The 15332-nt window shown below is 71.1% G+C and carries 15 protein-coding genes and 2 pseudogenes; 11 read left to right on the forward strand and 6 right to left on the reverse strand.

The genetic code is table 11. The features are described from left to right. Nucleotides 1–75: 75 nt before the first annotated feature. Nucleotides 76–1692 carry a carboxylesterase family protein gene (locus tag ABZ562_RS01350; RefSeq protein WP_361472257.1) on the reverse strand — a complete coding sequence of 539 codons (1617 nt, stop codon included), beginning with the start codon at nucleotides 1690–1692 and terminating at the stop codon, nucleotides 76–78. Between the two features lie 251 nt (nucleotides 1693–1943). Here ABZ562_RS01350 and ABZ562_RS01355 point away from each other — a divergent pair. From ABZ562_RS01355 to ABZ562_RS01370, 4 genes and pseudogenes are all read left to right on the forward strand, one after another. Further along, nucleotides 1944–2108, forward strand: a pseudogene (locus ABZ562_RS01355) (ATP-dependent DNA ligase); the annotation flags it as partial. A 130-nt stretch (nucleotides 2109–2238) separates the two neighbouring features. Next, nucleotides 2239–3969 (forward strand): cytochrome c oxidase subunit I, encoded by a 1731-nt coding sequence (ctaD, locus tag ABZ562_RS01360; protein WP_361472260.1) that lies wholly within the window; start codon nucleotides 2239–2241, stop codon nucleotides 3967–3969. Beyond that, nucleotides 3966–4325 (forward strand): hypothetical protein, encoded by a 360-nt coding sequence (locus ABZ562_RS01365; RefSeq protein ID WP_361472263.1) that lies wholly within the window; start codon nucleotides 3966–3968, stop codon nucleotides 4323–4325. Before ctaD ends, ABZ562_RS01365 begins: the two co-directional genes overlap by 4 nt. Before the next feature lie 95 nt (nucleotides 4326–4420). After that, a complete protein-coding gene (locus ABZ562_RS01370; protein WP_361472266.1) occupies nucleotides 4421–5728 on the forward strand; it encodes a PP2C family protein-serine/threonine phosphatase in 1308 nt (435 codons plus the stop codon). Nucleotides 5729–5736: 8 nt separating this feature from the next. Here the strand turns inward: ABZ562_RS01370 and ABZ562_RS01375 are convergent, their stop codons facing one another. Beyond that, nucleotides 5737–6903 carry an alcohol dehydrogenase catalytic domain-containing protein gene (locus ABZ562_RS01375; protein ID WP_361472269.1) on the reverse strand — a complete coding sequence of 389 codons (1167 nt, stop codon included), beginning with the start codon at nucleotides 6901–6903 and terminating at the stop codon, nucleotides 5737–5739. Nucleotides 6904–7099: 196 nt separating this feature from the next. Here ABZ562_RS01375 and ABZ562_RS01380 point away from each other — a divergent pair, with 196 nt between their 5' ends. The 7 genes and pseudogenes from ABZ562_RS01380 to ABZ562_RS01410 all read left to right on the forward strand — a co-directional run bounded on the left by ABZ562_RS01380 (nucleotide 7100) and on the right by ABZ562_RS01410 (nucleotide 11350). After that, nucleotides 7100–7663, forward strand: a complete 564-nt coding sequence (locus ABZ562_RS01380; protein WP_361472271.1) for a DUF2243 domain-containing protein — start codon at nucleotides 7100–7102, stop codon at nucleotides 7661–7663. Further along, nucleotides 7663–8436 (forward strand): annotated as a pseudogene (locus ABZ562_RS01385) (cytochrome c oxidase assembly protein); the annotation flags it as partial. The gene ABZ562_RS01380 and the pseudogene ABZ562_RS01385, both read left to right, overlap by 1 nt. Before the next feature lie 289 nt (nucleotides 8437–8725). Continuing rightward, entirely contained in the window at nucleotides 8726–8824 is a 99-nt protein-coding gene (locus ABZ562_RS01390; RefSeq protein WP_361472537.1) for a hypothetical protein, read from the forward strand. Nucleotides 8825–9007: 183 nt separating this feature from the next. Further along, nucleotides 9008–9802: a SigB/SigF/SigG family RNA polymerase sigma factor gene (locus tag ABZ562_RS01395; RefSeq protein WP_361472274.1), complete on the forward strand. Its 795-nt coding sequence runs from the start codon at nucleotides 9008–9010 to the stop codon at nucleotides 9800–9802. A gap of 155 nt (nucleotides 9803–9957) precedes the next feature. After that, a complete protein-coding gene (locus ABZ562_RS01400; RefSeq protein ID WP_361472277.1) occupies nucleotides 9958–10284 on the forward strand; it encodes a plasmid stabilization protein in 327 nt (108 codons plus the stop codon). 124 nt (nucleotides 10285–10408) lie between these two features. Then, nucleotides 10409–10963 (forward strand): DUF6328 family protein, encoded by a 555-nt coding sequence (locus tag ABZ562_RS01405; RefSeq protein WP_361472540.1) that lies wholly within the window; start codon nucleotides 10409–10411, stop codon nucleotides 10961–10963. 120 nt (nucleotides 10964–11083) lie between these two features. After that, entirely contained in the window at nucleotides 11084–11350 is a 267-nt protein-coding gene (locus ABZ562_RS01410; RefSeq protein WP_361472280.1) for a hypothetical protein, read from the forward strand. On the opposite strand, the gene ABZ562_RS01415 is transcribed toward ABZ562_RS01410, so the two are convergent. The 4 genes from ABZ562_RS01415 to ABZ562_RS01430 form a co-directional block, all read right to left on the reverse strand. Then, entirely contained in the window at nucleotides 11347–12339 is a 993-nt protein-coding gene (locus tag ABZ562_RS01415) for an SMP-30/gluconolactonase/LRE family protein (protein WP_361472283.1), read from the reverse strand. The genes ABZ562_RS01410 and ABZ562_RS01415 overlap by 4 nt on opposite strands. 5 nt (nucleotides 12340–12344) lie before the next feature. Next, nucleotides 12345–12908 carry a diguanylate cyclase gene (locus ABZ562_RS01420; RefSeq protein ID WP_361472286.1) on the reverse strand — a complete coding sequence of 188 codons (564 nt, stop codon included), beginning with the start codon at nucleotides 12906–12908 and terminating at the stop codon, nucleotides 12345–12347. A 399-nt stretch (nucleotides 12909–13307) separates the two neighbouring features. Further along, on the reverse strand, nucleotides 13308–14372 hold the full coding sequence (locus ABZ562_RS01425) for an acyl-CoA dehydrogenase family protein (protein ID WP_361472289.1): 1065 nt from the start codon (nucleotides 14370–14372) through the stop codon (nucleotides 13308–13310). A 294-nt stretch (nucleotides 14373–14666) separates the two neighbouring features. Next, nucleotides 14667–15269: a TetR/AcrR family transcriptional regulator gene (locus ABZ562_RS01430; protein ID WP_361472292.1), complete on the reverse strand. Its 603-nt coding sequence runs from the start codon at nucleotides 15267–15269 to the stop codon at nucleotides 14667–14669. Nucleotides 15270–15332 lie beyond the last annotated feature (63 nt).

Genomic DNA, 15332 nt, shown 5'->3' on the forward strand with positions numbered 1-15332 from the left:
CCGCGTGTTCTGACGCGGAGATCGTCATTCTGGGCGAATCGACCGTCCACGGCGATTACTTCCCGGGTAAGGACGTCACTTCCGGCGGTCGCGCAGTGAGCCGGCGAGCTGAGCCGGATCGGTGGTCAGCCAGTCGTAGCTGATCCCGTCCCAGAAGGAGCACCGGTGCCGCGCCGCGTACGCCCCGGAGCCGACGGCCTTGCCGCGGCCGCCGGGCAGCAGCGACATGAGCGTGGCGCCGCGGTACGGCGGCCACGCCGCCTGCCCTTCCACCGTGGGGTCGGCGTCGCGTACGAACGCGCCCCAGTAGCGCAGCATCGTCCGCGACAGCCGCCGCTGCTGCGGTGTCAGGGGCTTCGCGGCCATGCCGGGCCACAGGTAGGGAAGTTCGGCGGCGTGGGCCGCGCCCGGTGCGAAGCCCGGGGGAGTGGGGCCGCGCGAGGGCGCTGGGTCGCGGTCGCCGAATTCGTAGAAGTACGTCCTGGGCTGCCGGGACGCGAACCGCTCGGCGAGGCGCCGGTATTGGCACCCGCCCATCCCGTAGAACACGCTGCTGTCGGTCCACACCGCGCCGAGGGCGTACGCCGCGCTGTACGGCCCGCCGTCGGCGTCGTACGGATAGCGGGCGAGCACCCCGTCGGCGTGGGGGCCGAACTGCCGCCTGATCACGCGCTCGTACCGCTCCCGGGGCGCGTTCGCGAACGGCAGCGCCCACTTGCGTGTCTCGTCGCGGTTGGTGCCGATGAGGACGGGGACGTCGGCGAATCTTCCGGTGCGCACCGCGACGCCCGGCGCGACGGGCAGTTCGGGGACGCCGGACACGGGCAGCGGACCGTTGAGGATGCCACCGAAGTCGCGCCCGGCGGCCAGCACCTCGTCCGGCCGCTTGGCCCGCAGACACGACACGGCGGTCGCGGAGTCACGGCAGCCCGCGGCGGTGGCGTAGCTCGTGCCCCGCGCCCTGGCCTGCGCGGCCGTGAGACTCGGGCACCCGCCGCTCTGGATGATGGCGCGGTCGAACAGGCCGCGGGCCGGGGGCGAGGCCATGAGGGCGCATACCGACTGGCCACCGGCCGACTCGCCCGAGAGCGTCACGCGGCCGGGGTCCCCGCCGAACGCGGCGATGTTCCGCTGGGTCCAGCGCAGCGCCGCCTGCTGGTCGAGCAGACCGTAGTTGCCCGCACCCCGCTCGCTCAGCCCGGGCAGGTCGAGGAAGCCGAACACGCCGAGCCGATAGTTGATCGTGACGACCACGATGTTGTTGGTCCGCGCGAGCAGCGAGCCGTCGTAGAGGTCGCCCGAACCGCTCATGAAGCCCCCGCCGTGGATCCAGAACAGCACCGGCAGCGGGTGGTCCGTGCGCCGTTCGGGGGCGTAGACGTTGAGGTGGAGGCAGTCCTCACTCGTTCCCGGGCCGCCGCCCGCCGTTTGCTCACAGCGCGCACCGGGACGGTCCGCCGACCGGACACCTGGCCAGGCGGCCGCGGGCGCGGGCGGCCGCCAGCGCAGGCCGCCGACCGGTGGCGCGGCGTACGGGATGCCGAGGAACCGGCCGACCCCGTCCGCCGCGGTGCCCTCGACCACTCCCTTGTCGGTGGCCACCGTCAGGGGCCGCGAGACCGTGGGCGCGGCCGAGGGGACGGTCATCACCGCGGCCAGGCCCACGACGGCCGCGAGTACACGTCGGATCATGGCTCGCCCTGGACCTCCCGTAAGGCAGGAGTCCATCGAATCATGCGCCGAACCGGCGCTTCGAACCGCTCCGTCCCGCCCGGGCCCGGCCCGGCTGTCAAGGGGTGGAAACCGGGGGCACTCGCCGCGACGGAGGGCAGCCAAGGCCGCCTCCTCCTACTCGCCGCGAAGGGACCTCACCACGTGAGTGATCCGCCGCAGGGCCTGTCGTCCGGGGAGCGCCGGCGGCTGCGACCGCTGGAGCGCACGGCCGGTCCCGTGACTGGCTCAAGCTCACGTGCGAGCACGGTCAGGAAATGGTCATCGGCGGCAGGACCGAACCCAAGGGCACGCGCTCGGGCCTCGGCGCCCTCCTCCTCGGCCACTACAGCGGCGGCGACCTCCGCTACGCGGGCAAGGTCGGCCCCGGTGCCGAATAGCCACGGATCACCCGTACGCGCTGCTTGATGAGAGGGGCGCCGAGCCCCGGTGGGGCTACACAGGTGCCTGACCTCTCCGTAAAGGCGGGCGCGTGCGCGCTCTGCCCCCGACAGACAAGGTGATTGCATGGCGACGGCGATCGAATCCGGGGCCCCGGCGCCCGCTTCGAGACGCACGGTGGGCACCGTGCTGGTCACCTGGATGACGACAACGGATCATAAGAAGATCGGACATCTCTATCTGATTTCCTCGTTCATCTTCTTTCTGTTCGGAGGAGTGCTCGCCCTTGTCATGCGGGCCGAACTGGCCCGCCCCGGAATTCAGATCCTCTCCAACGAGCAGTACAATCAGGCTTTCACCATGCATGGCACGGTCATGCTGCTGCTGTTCGCCACACCGACCTTCGCCGGTTTCGCCAACGCGGTCATGCCCCTGCAGATCGGGTCCCCGGACGTCGCTTTTCCCCGCCTCAACATGCTGTCCTTCTGGCTGTTTCTCTTCGGCGGGCTGATGGTGGTCAGCAGCATGCTGCTCATTCCCGCGGGGACCGCGGACTTCGGCTGGACCGCCTACGCCCCCCTCAACAGCGCGGAACGGACACCGACCGTCGGCGCCGACCTCTGGATCATGGGGCTGGCGCTGGCGGGGTTCGGCACGATCCTCGGTGCGGTCAACTTCGTCACCACGATCCTGTGCATGCGGGCCCCCGGCATGACCATGTTCCGCCTGCCCATCTTCACCTGGAACATCCTGTTCACCTCGGTGCTGGTGCTGTTCGCGTTCCCCGTCCTGGCCGCGGCGCTCCTCGTCCTGGAGGCCGACCGGCGGTTCGGCTCGGTGGTGTTCGAGGCGGCGAACGGGGGACCCCTCCTGTGGCAGCACCTGTTCTGGTTCTTCGGGCACCCCGAGGTCTACATCATCGCTCTGCCGTTCTTCGGTATCGTCACCGAAATCATCCCGGTGTTCTCCCGTAAGCCGATCTTCGGATATGCCGGGCTGGTCGGCGCGACCATCGCCATCACCGCTCTGTCCATCACGGTGTGGGCCCATCACATGTTCGCCACCGGGGCCGTACTGCTGCCGTTCTTCTCCCTCATGACCTTCCTGATCGCCGTGCCGACCGGCGTCAAGTTCTTCAACTGGGTCGGAACCATGTGGCGGGGTTCCCTCAGCTTCGAAACCCCGATGCTGTGGTCCGTCGGATTCCTGGTCACCTTCCTGTTCGGCGGCTTGACGGGAATCATCCTCGCCTCCCCGCCCATGGACTTCCACGTCACCGACAGCTATTTCGTGGTGGCGCATTTCCATTACGTCGTCTTCGGTACCGTTGTCTTCGCCACCTTCGCGGGCTTCTACTACTGGTGGCCGAAAATGACCGGCACCATGCTGGACGAAACGCTGGGAAAGATCCACTTCTGGACGCTCTTCGTCGGTTTCCACACCACCTTCCTCGTCCAGCACTGGCTGGGAGCGGAAGGCATGCCGCGCCGCTACGCCGACTACCTGGCCGCGGACGGCTTCACCGCGCTCAACACCGTCTCCACCATCGGCGCCTTCCTGCTCGGTCTCTCGACGCTGCCCTTCCTCTACAACGTCTGGAAGACCGCCAACTTCGGGCAGCGCGTGACGGTGGACGACCCCTGGGGCTACGGCCGGTCCCTGGAGTGGGCCACCTCCTGCCCGCCCCCGCGCCACAACTTCTCCACCCTGCCGAGGATCCGGTCCGACTCGCCCGCGTTCGACCTGCACCACCCCGCGATCGCCGTGCTCGATCAGGCCCGGCACACCAATCAGCGTGACATCGTCGAACCGGAGGAGGGCGCCACGCCTCCGGGCGGCGGGGGTGAGCGGCCATGAGCCCGGAGACGGACCACGACCGGGAGGTGGCCGCGGGGCTGGTCGAGATCGAGGGCCTGCTGCTGGCCGCCCACCACCGGCGCAGGGCCCGCGAGGAGGGCGAGGCGTTCGCCCGCCGCATGCCCTGGCTCACTCCTCCGCAGCACAGGGAAGTCGCGCGCCTCTACACCGACCGGCACATGGCGCTCGCCAAGGAGATGCTGCGCACCGTCATCAGCCGCAGCGAGGAACTCAAGGCCGAATACACCCACCGCTACCGGTCGCTGAAGAAGCGGCTGCTGACGGTCACCGTGACATCGGTTGTCGCGTCGGCGGTGCTGTGGGTGGCGCTCCAGCGCCAAGGGCTGGCCCCCTGAACACGGGCCGCTCTCGTGTCGTGACATCCCGTGGCGCGTCGCGGCGGTATTGATAGTCCTGTGCTGACGACCGGAACCGAGGAGGCGCCACGGCGATGTCTTCGTCGCTGAGTGACCGGGGCGCCAGGGGGCGGCGGATGCTGGCGGGGCTGCTGGCCGAAAGCCACTTGATGCCGCTGGAGATGCTGCCCGCCAGGACCCGCGAGTACGCGGCGCTCGCCGGTCTCACCGAGGTGGTGATCTATCTGCGCGATCTGCAGGGCCACGTGCTGCGCAGACTCTCCGGCGCGGGGCTCACCACACCGCCCGCGGCGCCGGAGGACCCGGATGAGCTGGTGATCGAGGAGACCGTGGCCGGGCGGGCGTACCAGCTGGGACGGATCACCGCCGACGACACGCCGCACGCCGCCCTCCGGCGCTGGGTGCCGCTGCTGGACGGCACCGAGCGGGTCGGGGTGATGCGGGTGACCGTCGACACCGATGACGCGTGCAGCGCGGAGGACATGGAGGCGCTGGCCGCGCTGCTGGCCCTGCTGATCGTCCGTAAGGCGGACACCAGCGACACCTACGCGCGCCTGACCCGGACCAGGGCGATGGGGATCGCCGCCGAGATGCAGTGGAACCTGATGCCGGAGCGCACCTTCGTGGACGGCAGGGTGGCGATCTCCGGCGTTCTGGAACCCGCCTACCAGGCGAGCGGGGATGCCTATGAGTACGCCACCGACGGGCCGTTGGTACATCTGGCCATCTTCGATGCCATGGGCCATGACACCACCGCCGGACTGGCCGTGGCCCTGGCGATGGGCGCCTGCCGCAACGCGCGCCGGCAGGGGGCCGGGCTGGTGGAGATCGGGCGGGCCGTGGACGACGTGCTGCTCGGCCAGTCCCCGCAGGCCCGCTACGTCACCGGTGTCCTGTGCTGCCTGGACACCCGCAACGGCGCTCTGTCCTGGATCAACCGAGGACATCCGCCGCCGATCGTCATCCGCCGGGAGGCAGGCGGTTCGGTCTGCCTGGAGTGTCCGCCCGCGCCGCCCATGGGGATCGGCCTGGGGCCCGAGGCCACCGTGTGCCACGAGCGGCTGGAGCCGGGGGACCGTATCGTCCTGTACACCGACGGCATCACCGAGGCGCGCCGCCCCGGTGAACGGGAATTCGGGGTGGACCGCTTCACCGATCTGCTCATCCGCCACCACGCGGCGGGCCTGCCGGTGCCCGAGACCCTGCGCCGGGTGATTCACACCGTCCTGGACCACCACGGCGGGGAACTGGAGGACGACGCCACGATCCTGTTCTGCGAATGGATCAGCCCCACCCCCACACCCAGTGGGCAGGCCGCCCGACTGGCGGGGGTCCCGCAGCGTCCCGATGAGCGTGACGGCTGTACGGCCACCAGCGGGTAGGCCCCGTATCAGGGCGTGAACAGCACCTTGATCGCGCCGTCGTGCTTCTTCTGGAACATCTCGTAGGCCTCCGGCGCCTTGTCCAGGGGGACCCGGTGGGTGGCGAAGGTCTCGACGCCCAGCGGGTCGCCGTCGGTGACCAGGGGCAGCAGGTCATCGACCCAGCGCCACACGTTGGCCTGGCCCATGCGCAGCTGGATCTGCTTGTCGAACAGGGTCAGCATCGGCATCGGGTCCGCCATGCCGCCGTAGACGCCGGAGAGCGAGATGGTGCCTCCGCGCCGGACCAGGTCGATCGCCAGGTGCAGGGCGGACAGCCGGCCCACTCCGAAGCGCTCCATCATCGGGGCCGACAGCGCATCCGGCAGGAGCCCGGTCAGTTTCTGGGCGCCGGCGGCCAGCGGAGTGCCATGGGCTTCCAGGCCCACCGCGTCGATGACGCAGTCGGGTCCACGGCCGCCGGTGAGGTCGCGGGCGGCCGCTACGACGTCGTGCTGGTCGAGGTCGAGCACGTGGACGCCGTGCGCGCGGGCCCGCTCCAGGCGCTCCGGCACGAGGTCGATGCCGATCACCGTGTCCACGCCGCGGTGGGCGGCGATGCGGGCGCACATGTCACCGATGGGGCCCAGCCCCAGGACGGCGAGGCTCCCACCCGGCGGTACGGCGGCGTACTCGACGGCCTGCCAGGCCGTCGGCAGGACATCGGAGAGGTAGACGAACCGGTCATCAGGCGGGCCGTCGGGCACCTTGATGGGGAGGGTGTTGCCGAAGGGCACCCGCAGGTACTCGGCCTGCCCGCCGGGCACCTGGCCGTAGAGCTTGGTGTAGCCGAAGAGGGACGCGCCCTTCCCGTGCTCGTGCACCTGCGTCGTCTCGCACTGCGACTGCAGCCCCTGGGCGCACATGAAGCAGGTGCCGCAGGAGACGTTGAAGGGCACCGCGACCCTGTCGCCCGGCCGTACGGCGGTGACGTCGGGACCGACCTCCTGCACGACGCCCATCGGTTCGTGGCCCAGGATGTCGCCCGCCTCGAGGAAGGGGCCGAAGACCTCGTAGAGGTGCAGGTCGGAGCCGTACAGCCCGGTGGTGGTCACCTTGACGACGACATCGGTCGGCTTCTCGGTCACGGGATCGACCCGCACGTCCGCCTTGCCATGCCGTGTCAGGGCTTTCATCACGTCTCCTTGCCGGTGATTCGTCAGGGAGTCGCGAGGGTTGAGTCCGCGTTTCCTTCGCGCACCGGCCGAGTGCCCGATCCGAAGACGGACACACGAAGGGGGGAACTTCCGTCGCGTCGTGAGACCGGCGCCCGCGGCGGGGAACGCCCGGTGACGGTTGATCAGCTCACCATGCGACGGACGGAGACAGCCGATGGCGACCACTGCTGACGGGACCCTGGGCGAGGGGAAGGCGGGCCGCGGACTGCGACTGCCGGGGATCGTCCTGGGAATCGGGCTCGGAGGATTCGTCGACGGGATCCTGCTGCACCAGCTCCTCCAGTGGCACCACATGCTCAGCGGCACCGACCAGGACCACATCGGGGTGAAGTACTACAGCCCGCACTCCGTCTCCGGTCTGCGGATGAACACGGTCTGGGACGGCGTCTTCCACACCGTGTGCTGGCTCGCCGTCCTGACGGGGCTCGCGATCCTGTACTCCCGCGTCACCCATCATCGCCGCCGGGTGTGGGCCTCCCGGGTGCTGTGGGGGTGGATCCTGGCGGGCTGGGGGCTGTTCAACCTGGTCGAAGGGGTGCTGGACCACCACCTTCTCGGCATCCACCATGTGCACGGCGGACCGTGGCAGCTGTGGTGGGACATCGGGTTCCTGGTGCTGGGGGCCGTGCTGGCCGTCGCCGGCTACGGGATCCAGCGGAGCGGGCGGCCCTTCGACCCCGAAGCCGGGTACGCCCGGCGGAGCGGACGGGCCGGCTGATGGGCGGCGGCCACCCGCACACCGGCCACGGTGCGGGCAGCGGCGCCCTGGCGGCCGCGCTGCCCGCCATCGTCATGCTCCTGTGCGTCTGCGGCTATCTCCGGCTGGCCCATCGGGCCAGGCGCCGCAACCCGGCGCGGGGCTGGAGCCGGTGGCGATCGGCCTCCTTCGCGGCCGGGGCGGCCCTGCTGGCCGTGGCGCTGCTGCCGCCCCTGGCCCCGTTCGCCCACGCCGACTTCCGCGGACACATGGCCCAGCACATGCTCATCGGCATGTACGCCCCGCTCGGCCTCGTCCTCGGCGCCCCCGTCACCCTGCTCCTGCGGAACCTGCCCGCCGCCCACGGCCGACGGCTGACCACGGCCCTGCACAGCCGCCCCGTCCGGGTCCTGACCCACCCGGCCACCGCGCTGTTGCCGGCCTCCGGCAGCCTCGTGGCGCTCTACTTCACCCCGCTCTACCGCGCCACCACCACCTGGCCGCCCGGCCACTGGCTGCTGCACGCCCACTTCCTGCTGTCCGGCTGCCTCTTCGCCCATGCCATCGCCGGTCCCGACCCCGCCGCCGGACGGCCCGGTGTGCGGGCCCGCCTGGTGTGGCTCGGCTGCGCCATCGCCCTTCACGCCGGGGTGTCGCAGCTGATGTACGGCGGGTTCGGTACCGACATCCCCGCCCCCGTCGCCGAGGTCCAGGGGGCGGCGGAAATCATGTACTACGGCGGTGACATCGCCGAGCTGCTGCTCGCCGGCGCCCTCGTCGCCACCTGGCGACCCGCCCCGCCACACGGTCCCGGCCGCGGGGGACTGAGGGACACCGAAGGGGCCACCGGACCGTGTTGTGTGCTCACCACCCCGGGCACCCGCGCGCCCAGTGAGAAGACAGCGCCTCAGGTCGGGTCGGAGCCCACACCGCCGTTCCGGGCGCTGAAACAGGACCCTCCCGGTCTGGAACAGGACATGGCCCCCGCCCCCGCCACCAGGCCGAGCGCCACAAGCCCGCGGGCAAGCTGACCGGGAAGGTGGCAGCGAAGCCCCTCTGGGCCTCCAGGCCCAGCCGGAGGACATCGCGGCGGCCTACGTGTACTTGGCCTCCGACGCGGACTCGAGCCACACGGTGGGCGAGGTGATCGCGGTGACGGGCGGAGTCGTGGACACGCGCTGAAGAGAGCCCGTTCCGAATGTGTTTGGGGGTGCGGGCGCGGGGCAGGCGCTGGTTGTGCTTCGGACTGGAGGCACGCCCAAGGGAGCAGTTCGGCTGCTCGGGGTGTGCTCTGTCCGGCACCCCAGGCAGGCGGATTTTTCACTCCCGTGGTGCTACCGGCCACTTGATGAGGGAGACCGCGCCATGACTGCCGTACGCGCACGCAGCAAGCACTCGCACGACGACGCTCCCGACACCTCTGCCGCGTTCGAGCGCATCGCCACTCTGCCCGATGGTCCCGAAAAGGAGGCGCTGCGGCAAGAGGTCGTACGCGCCTGGATGCCGATGGCGGAGCGGCTGGCGAGGCAGTTCCGCAACCGCGGTGAGTCCGCGGAGGATCTGCGGCAGGTCGCCATGCTCGGCTTGGTCAAGGCCGTCAAGCGCTATGAGCCGGACCGCGGCAGCGCTTTCGCGAGCTTCGCCGTGCCGACCGTGGTCGGGGAGATCAAGCGCCACTTCCGGGACCACATGTGGGGCGTGCACGTGCCGCGCCGGGTTCAGGAGTTGCGCAACCGGGTGCGGGCCGCCGTGCAGGACCTCACGCGCACCCCCGACGACCGCTCCCCGAGCGTGGCCGACATCGCCCGGCACACCGGGATGAGCGAAGAGGACGTCCTGCTGGGGATGGAGGCGATGGAAAGCTTCTCCGCGCTGTCCCTGGACGCCGAACTGCCGGGCGCCGACGACGGATATTCCCTGGCCGACACCCTCGGCGCGCCGGAGCCCTCTTATGACCGTGTGATTCAGCGCGAGGCCCTGAAGCCGAAGCTGCGTGCCCTGCCCGAACGGGAGCGCCGGATCCTGTACCTGCGTTTCTTCCGCGAGGAGACCCAGGGCCGGATCGCCGAGCAGCTCGGCATCTCCCAGATGCATGTCTCCCGGCTGATCAGCCGGACCTGCGCCAAGCTGCACGACCAGATCGAGGCCAAGGCGGCGTGACGTTCACTCACGACACCTTTCGAAGCGGGTTAGAGGTGCGGCGCCGAGGGGACTCGCGCCGTGGAATACATCTGGCCATGGAGCGGCCGCTTGCCGGGTGCTCCGGCCGGAACAGGACGCCTTGTGCGAGAAGGCGCGGAATGAAAGGCAGTGGCATGCCCGCGGGTTCAAACTCCAAGCGTGAACGGCAGTACGAGCACATCAAGGAAGGCGCGGAGAAGCGCGGCACGTCCACGGGGCGAGCCAAGGAAATCGCCTCCCGCACCGTGAACAAGGAGCGCGCCCGTTCGGGAGAGGCCAAGTCGGCCGGCAAGACCTCGACGCGGGACCGGAAGTCCGCGTCCCGGCGCGGCGGCGAGCGCTCGCACAGCGGCTCCCGGGGCCCGACCCGTGACCAGCTGTACAACGAGGCGAAGCAGCGCGGGATCGAGGGGCGCTCGCACATGAACAAGGAGCAGTTGGCCAAGGCCCTCGGGCGGTGAGGAAGAGGCGTGCCACCGGTGGCGCCGAGGCCACCGCACGCCGATTCTCCCCGTGGTCGGCGCGCATCGCGCATACCTCTCGCCGGACAGGGAATTCGAGAATTCTCTGGACTGCGGAGGAGACATGACGATGGCAACCCCGGAAATCACGTCGTCGGCGCATGACCAATCATGCCCGTCCTGCACGAGCGCGCCGTCCTCCGAAGAGCATGAGCGGCCGGAGACCGACCGCGAACGCCTCAACCGGAAATGGAATGAGATTCTCCAGGAGACGCGGGTCGCACAGACCGGGGTGCAGATTCTCTTCGGATTCCTGCTTTCCCTCGCCTTCACTCCGGCGTTCCGGGATCTGGAACTCTTCGACCGCGTCCTTTATGTGGTGACCGTGGCGGCGGGGGCCTCCTCGGTCGCCGCGCTGATAGCTCCGGTGTCCATCCACCGGTTTCTGTCCGGGCTGCGGATGAAGGACGAGGTCGTCGAAGCCGCCGGGCGGTTCATGGCGTGCGGGATGGTGCTGCTGGCGCTCACGATCGCGTGCACCCTGCTGCTCATCCTCAACGTCGTCACCGACAGTGTGGTGGGCGAATTGGTCGTCGGGATTGTCATGCTCTGGTTCGCCGTCTGCTGGTACGTCATCCCCCTGCGGCTCCGGCGCAAGTCCCGGCGGCGCGGCGACTGAGGTCCCGGCACCGTGAGGAAGGCCACCGGCGGCCGCCCAGGCCCAGCACCTGACCGCCGAACTCGTCGGCCGCGCACCGCGCCCCTGGTCCGGGACCCGCACCCGCGCGGTGAGCGGCCGGTGCCCGGGGTACGGCTCGCCTCGCCCAACGCCGCCGAGGCCCGGCTGTTCCTCGGCTCCGACGGCGACCCCAAGAGCGACCAGGGACCCCTGCGCGTCCACGGGGCGCGCGGAACCCGCCTCGGTGAACTCTGGGGCGCCGCCGCCGTCGCCGTCACCCTGGGCGAGCGCGGCGCGCTCCTCACCCGCCCGCGCAGCGGCGACCACATGTACGTCCACCGCCGCGCGGTCCACGAGTGCCCGGCCCCGAGGGCGCCACGCCGCTAGGGGGGGTCCTGGGCGGCCGGGAGCGCGCATACCGCGATGCCCCGCTCCAGCAGACTGCCCAGCACCAGACGGTGGCCGTGCTCGCACACGCTCGTGGCCATCCGGTACGGGGACCAGCGGCGCAGCAGATGGCGGGCGACACTTCCGTCGGGGCGGATCGCCAGCACGCGCAGGGTGGCCCGGGGTCGGGGGCGGAGCCTCTTGGCGGTGGCCGCCGCCGCCCTCCTGACGGCGGGCGGGGCGCGATGTGCCGCGTCCACGGCGGGCTCCCGCGGCCCGGCCAGGGCGACCCAGAACACCCCGCCGGCGCCCCGGGAGAGGTTGTCGGGGTAGCCCGGCAGATCCCGTACGAGGGTGTCGTGCCCGCCCTGGCGCGGGCCGGTCAGCCAGTGGCGGCTGATCCGGCGGGCACCGCTCTCCGCCACGGCGAGATACGACTCGTCGGGGGCCAGCGCGACGCCATTGGCGAACCGCAGCCCGTCCCGAAGGACCTCCGGCTCGCCACCCGGCCGCAGCCGCAGGAGCTGCCCGGTGGCGGTGTCCTCCAGGATGTCGCTCAGCCAGTCCTCCAGGGGGTGGCGGCGGCTGGAGACGGTGAAGTAGAGGGTGCCGTCCGCCGACGTGGCGACGTTGCTGCAGAACCGCAGCGGGGCGCCGGCCACCTCGTCGGCGAGGACGCGCACCGTTCCGCCGCGCGGGTCGACGCGCAGCAGACCGCGCCGGGCGTCGCACACCAGCAGTTCGCCGTCGGGGGAGGGGACCAGGCCCAGCGGCCTGCCGCCGGTCTCGGCGATCACCTCGGCGCGGGCGAGCCCCGTCGTGTCCGACAGGGTCAGCCGCCAGATCGCCCCGTCCGCGGTCCCGGTGAGGATCCGGCCCCGGTCGTCGAGGGCCACGTGCTCGGGCCCCCGCGCGTCGCGGGCGACGATCCGCGGGCGGGGCAGTGGCTCGACCGCGGCGTCCGCCGGGGAGCGGTGTCGTCGTGGCATCGGGCTCACGCCGCCCCGCGGGCCCTGGCCGCCCTGACGCACCGGGTCATCTCCTCGGCGTAGGGCAGGGCGACGAAGGCGCCGACGGCCGCGCCGACCGCCACCAGGTAGCGGGCGGGCAGCGGGTGCTCCTTCGGCAGCAGCTTCCAGTCCTCCGCCGTGTCGCCCCCGCGCAGCGTGGCGCGCACCTGCTTCCAGTGCAGACACGAGGTGAAGGCCAGCGCCGACAGCGGCAGTACCTCCAGGAAGCTGTGGATGTGCTGCTCCACCGGACGCACCTCGCGCTCGCCGGTGGCCAGGCCGACGTCCCACAGGGCCGTCGCGCCGTGGGCCCCGGCCGCGCCGCCCATGACCGACAGCACCAGCGGATTGACCCGGGCGAGCAGGGCCATCGCCACCGGGATGCCCGCCTCCGTCATCATGAGCGCGTGCAGCGCCGACTCGCGCGTGCCGGACGTCTCCTCGATCCGGGTCCTGCGGTGCATGGCCCAGTCCGCCACGGCCGGTACGAACCACAGCGGCAGCACCCCGTACATCAGGAAGCGCCGGTTGGCGTCCTCGACATCCATGGGCTCCCGGGGCACCCGCAGATCGCGTGGCCGACGCCAGCAACGCCATGCGCGGGCCACCGGACTGTGGGACAGAGCCATGCCGCCTCCAGCCTTCAGGGGAAGATCGGGGCCGCCCGAGTGCCCTGGCAGTGTCCGCGACAAACCGTCACCCGGCCGGTACGCCGCGCCCGCCCACGGCCACACCGGCACACCGGCCCGCTGAAACAGCTGTGACAGATGAGGTGACTGGGAGTCAAGTGGTAGATATATGCCAAGTTTGTTGGCCCGAAGGGGTACATCCGCCCCTCATTCGTGCCACACTGAATGTGGCTGGCCCTCACCGCATCCCCCGTCGGTGAGGGCCTTCCCTTTCTCTTCCCTTTCCGGCCCTTTCCGTCCCTTCCGGTCCCGTTCCCGTCAGCCCCGGGCGGCGCGCAGGGCCGCCAGGTGGGCCGTGCGCACCTCGGGGGTCTGGCCCTGGACGACCAGGAACAGACCCTCCCGGGCGAGGCGCTGGGCCGGGTGGGAGAGGCCGAAGGCCCGGCCGCCGCCCGCGGCGATCGCGGCCGTGGTGGCGGCGCGCATCAGGTCGTACGCCCGGGTCTTCGCGGCGAGCCGGTCGTCCAGCCGTTCGGCGGGCGGCACCTCGTCGACCAGGGCGTAGGCGTCGCGGCGCGCCGCGTCCAGGCGCTCGCGCAGGACACCCGCCGTCTCCTTCGCCTCGGCGTCGCCGGACGCGTCGAGGAGGTCGAGCGCGGCGCGGGCCACGCCGAACACGGCCGGGTTGGTGTTGGTGTTCTTCGGGCGGTCCTCCGTCGCCCAGCGCTCGTGCGGCAGGCGCACCGCCACCGCCTCGTCGGGCACCACGAGCCCGTCGAGCAGCAGCCCGACCGTCCGCGAACCGGTGAGCGCGGCGAGCTGGAGCGGGCCGGTGGGTGTCAGCCCCGGCTGCTCGTGGGCGCCGACGACCCCGAAGACCACCTCGCCGTCCTCGGTGCCGCCGCCCAGCAGGAACAGGTCGTTCAGCCCCCAGCCGGTGTACCAGGGCACACGCCCGTCGAAGCGCCAGCCGTCCGCCACCCGGGTGGCCCGCACGGGCAGCTTCGGGTGGGCACGCAGATGCGAGAAGGCGATTCCCGCCAGCAGCGTGCCGTCGCTCAGCGGACGCAGCCAGCGCTCGCGCGCCGCCTCCTCGCCCGTGGTCAGGGTCCGCACCGGCGTGTGGTGCTGGGCCTGGACGAAGAACGTCGAACAGCAGGCGCCCGCCAGGATCTCGGCGATCTCCCGGCCGACGGCCGCCGGGGCCTGTGCGCCGCCGTACGCCGCCGGCGCGTTGACCCCCAGCACCCCCGACGCCTTGACGGCTTCGATGGCCTCGGGAGTGACGCCCTCCCGGTCGTGCGCCTCGGCGGCGGGGGAGAGGACGTCGTCGGCCAGCCGGCGGGCTGCCGCGACGAGGGGATGGTCGGGCGTGGCGGTCATGCGGAGCGCTCCTTAAGCGGTGGTGCGGGCTGCGCCTCAAGCGGTGGTGCGGGCTGCGCCTCGACGGGGCTCGCCCAGGGTGAGCATCAGCCGGTTGGCCCAGGCGAACACGGCGACGACGCCGTTGACGCGCGAGACGGCGAGCGTGGCGATCTCCCGGCCAGGCGGTCGAGCCCGGACGCGGAGCGAAAGCGGGGGACCAGGGTGCCCACAACCGTTCGGCGCCCGGCTGAGCACGGGTCCTGGCACCAGGACTCACTCCCGCTCGGGCGGTGGCAAGGGCCGAGGGCCTGCTCAATGCTCCGGACGTGATCGTGGAACGGATCGGCCCTCTCTCATGCGCAGGATCAAGGTGACCGCGTCCTCCGAGCGGGTTCCGGGAGTCAGGACTTCCTGCAAGAGGAGGCCGCGAATCGCGGCAATGGTGACGGTGGCCAGATCCCGCGCCTTCTTCGTGTCGAGCCCTTCGCGTTCCGCGAGTGAGGACAGCATCACGGTCAGGTCGCCGACCGACTCTACGAACTCACGGAAGTCCTCGGGGCCGTACGCGGCCAGTCCGGCGACGTAGAAGAAGCCGCGGGCACGCGACAACTGCTCCGGCCGGGTGTAAGTACGCCAGATCGCCACCACGAAGTCGTCGAAGGTGCCCTGCTGGGCGGCCTCCAGAAGTGCCTCGTTGTCACGGGATCGCTGCGCCTTGAGCATGGCGGCCAAGACGCCCGACAGTGACCCGAAGTGGTACCGCAACAGGGCGTGACTGGTCTCGATCCGGGCGGCGATCTCACGGAGCGACATCTCCGGCGGGGGAAGGGCCTCGCCGAAGGCATCGAGAAGCCGTGCCAGGAGTCGCTCACGCGCGCTGCCCTTGCGTTCCGAGGTTGACAGGATCACTCCCACAGTTTATCCATTGGAAAAGAAAGATGGGCGGTTCCGTGTTGCTTCGAACATGGTCGCAGTCAG

Source organism: Streptomyces sp. NPDC019937 (assembly GCF_040631655.1).
In the GTDB taxonomy this organism is placed as follows: Bacteria; Actinomycetota; Actinomycetes; order Streptomycetales; family Streptomycetaceae; genus Streptomyces.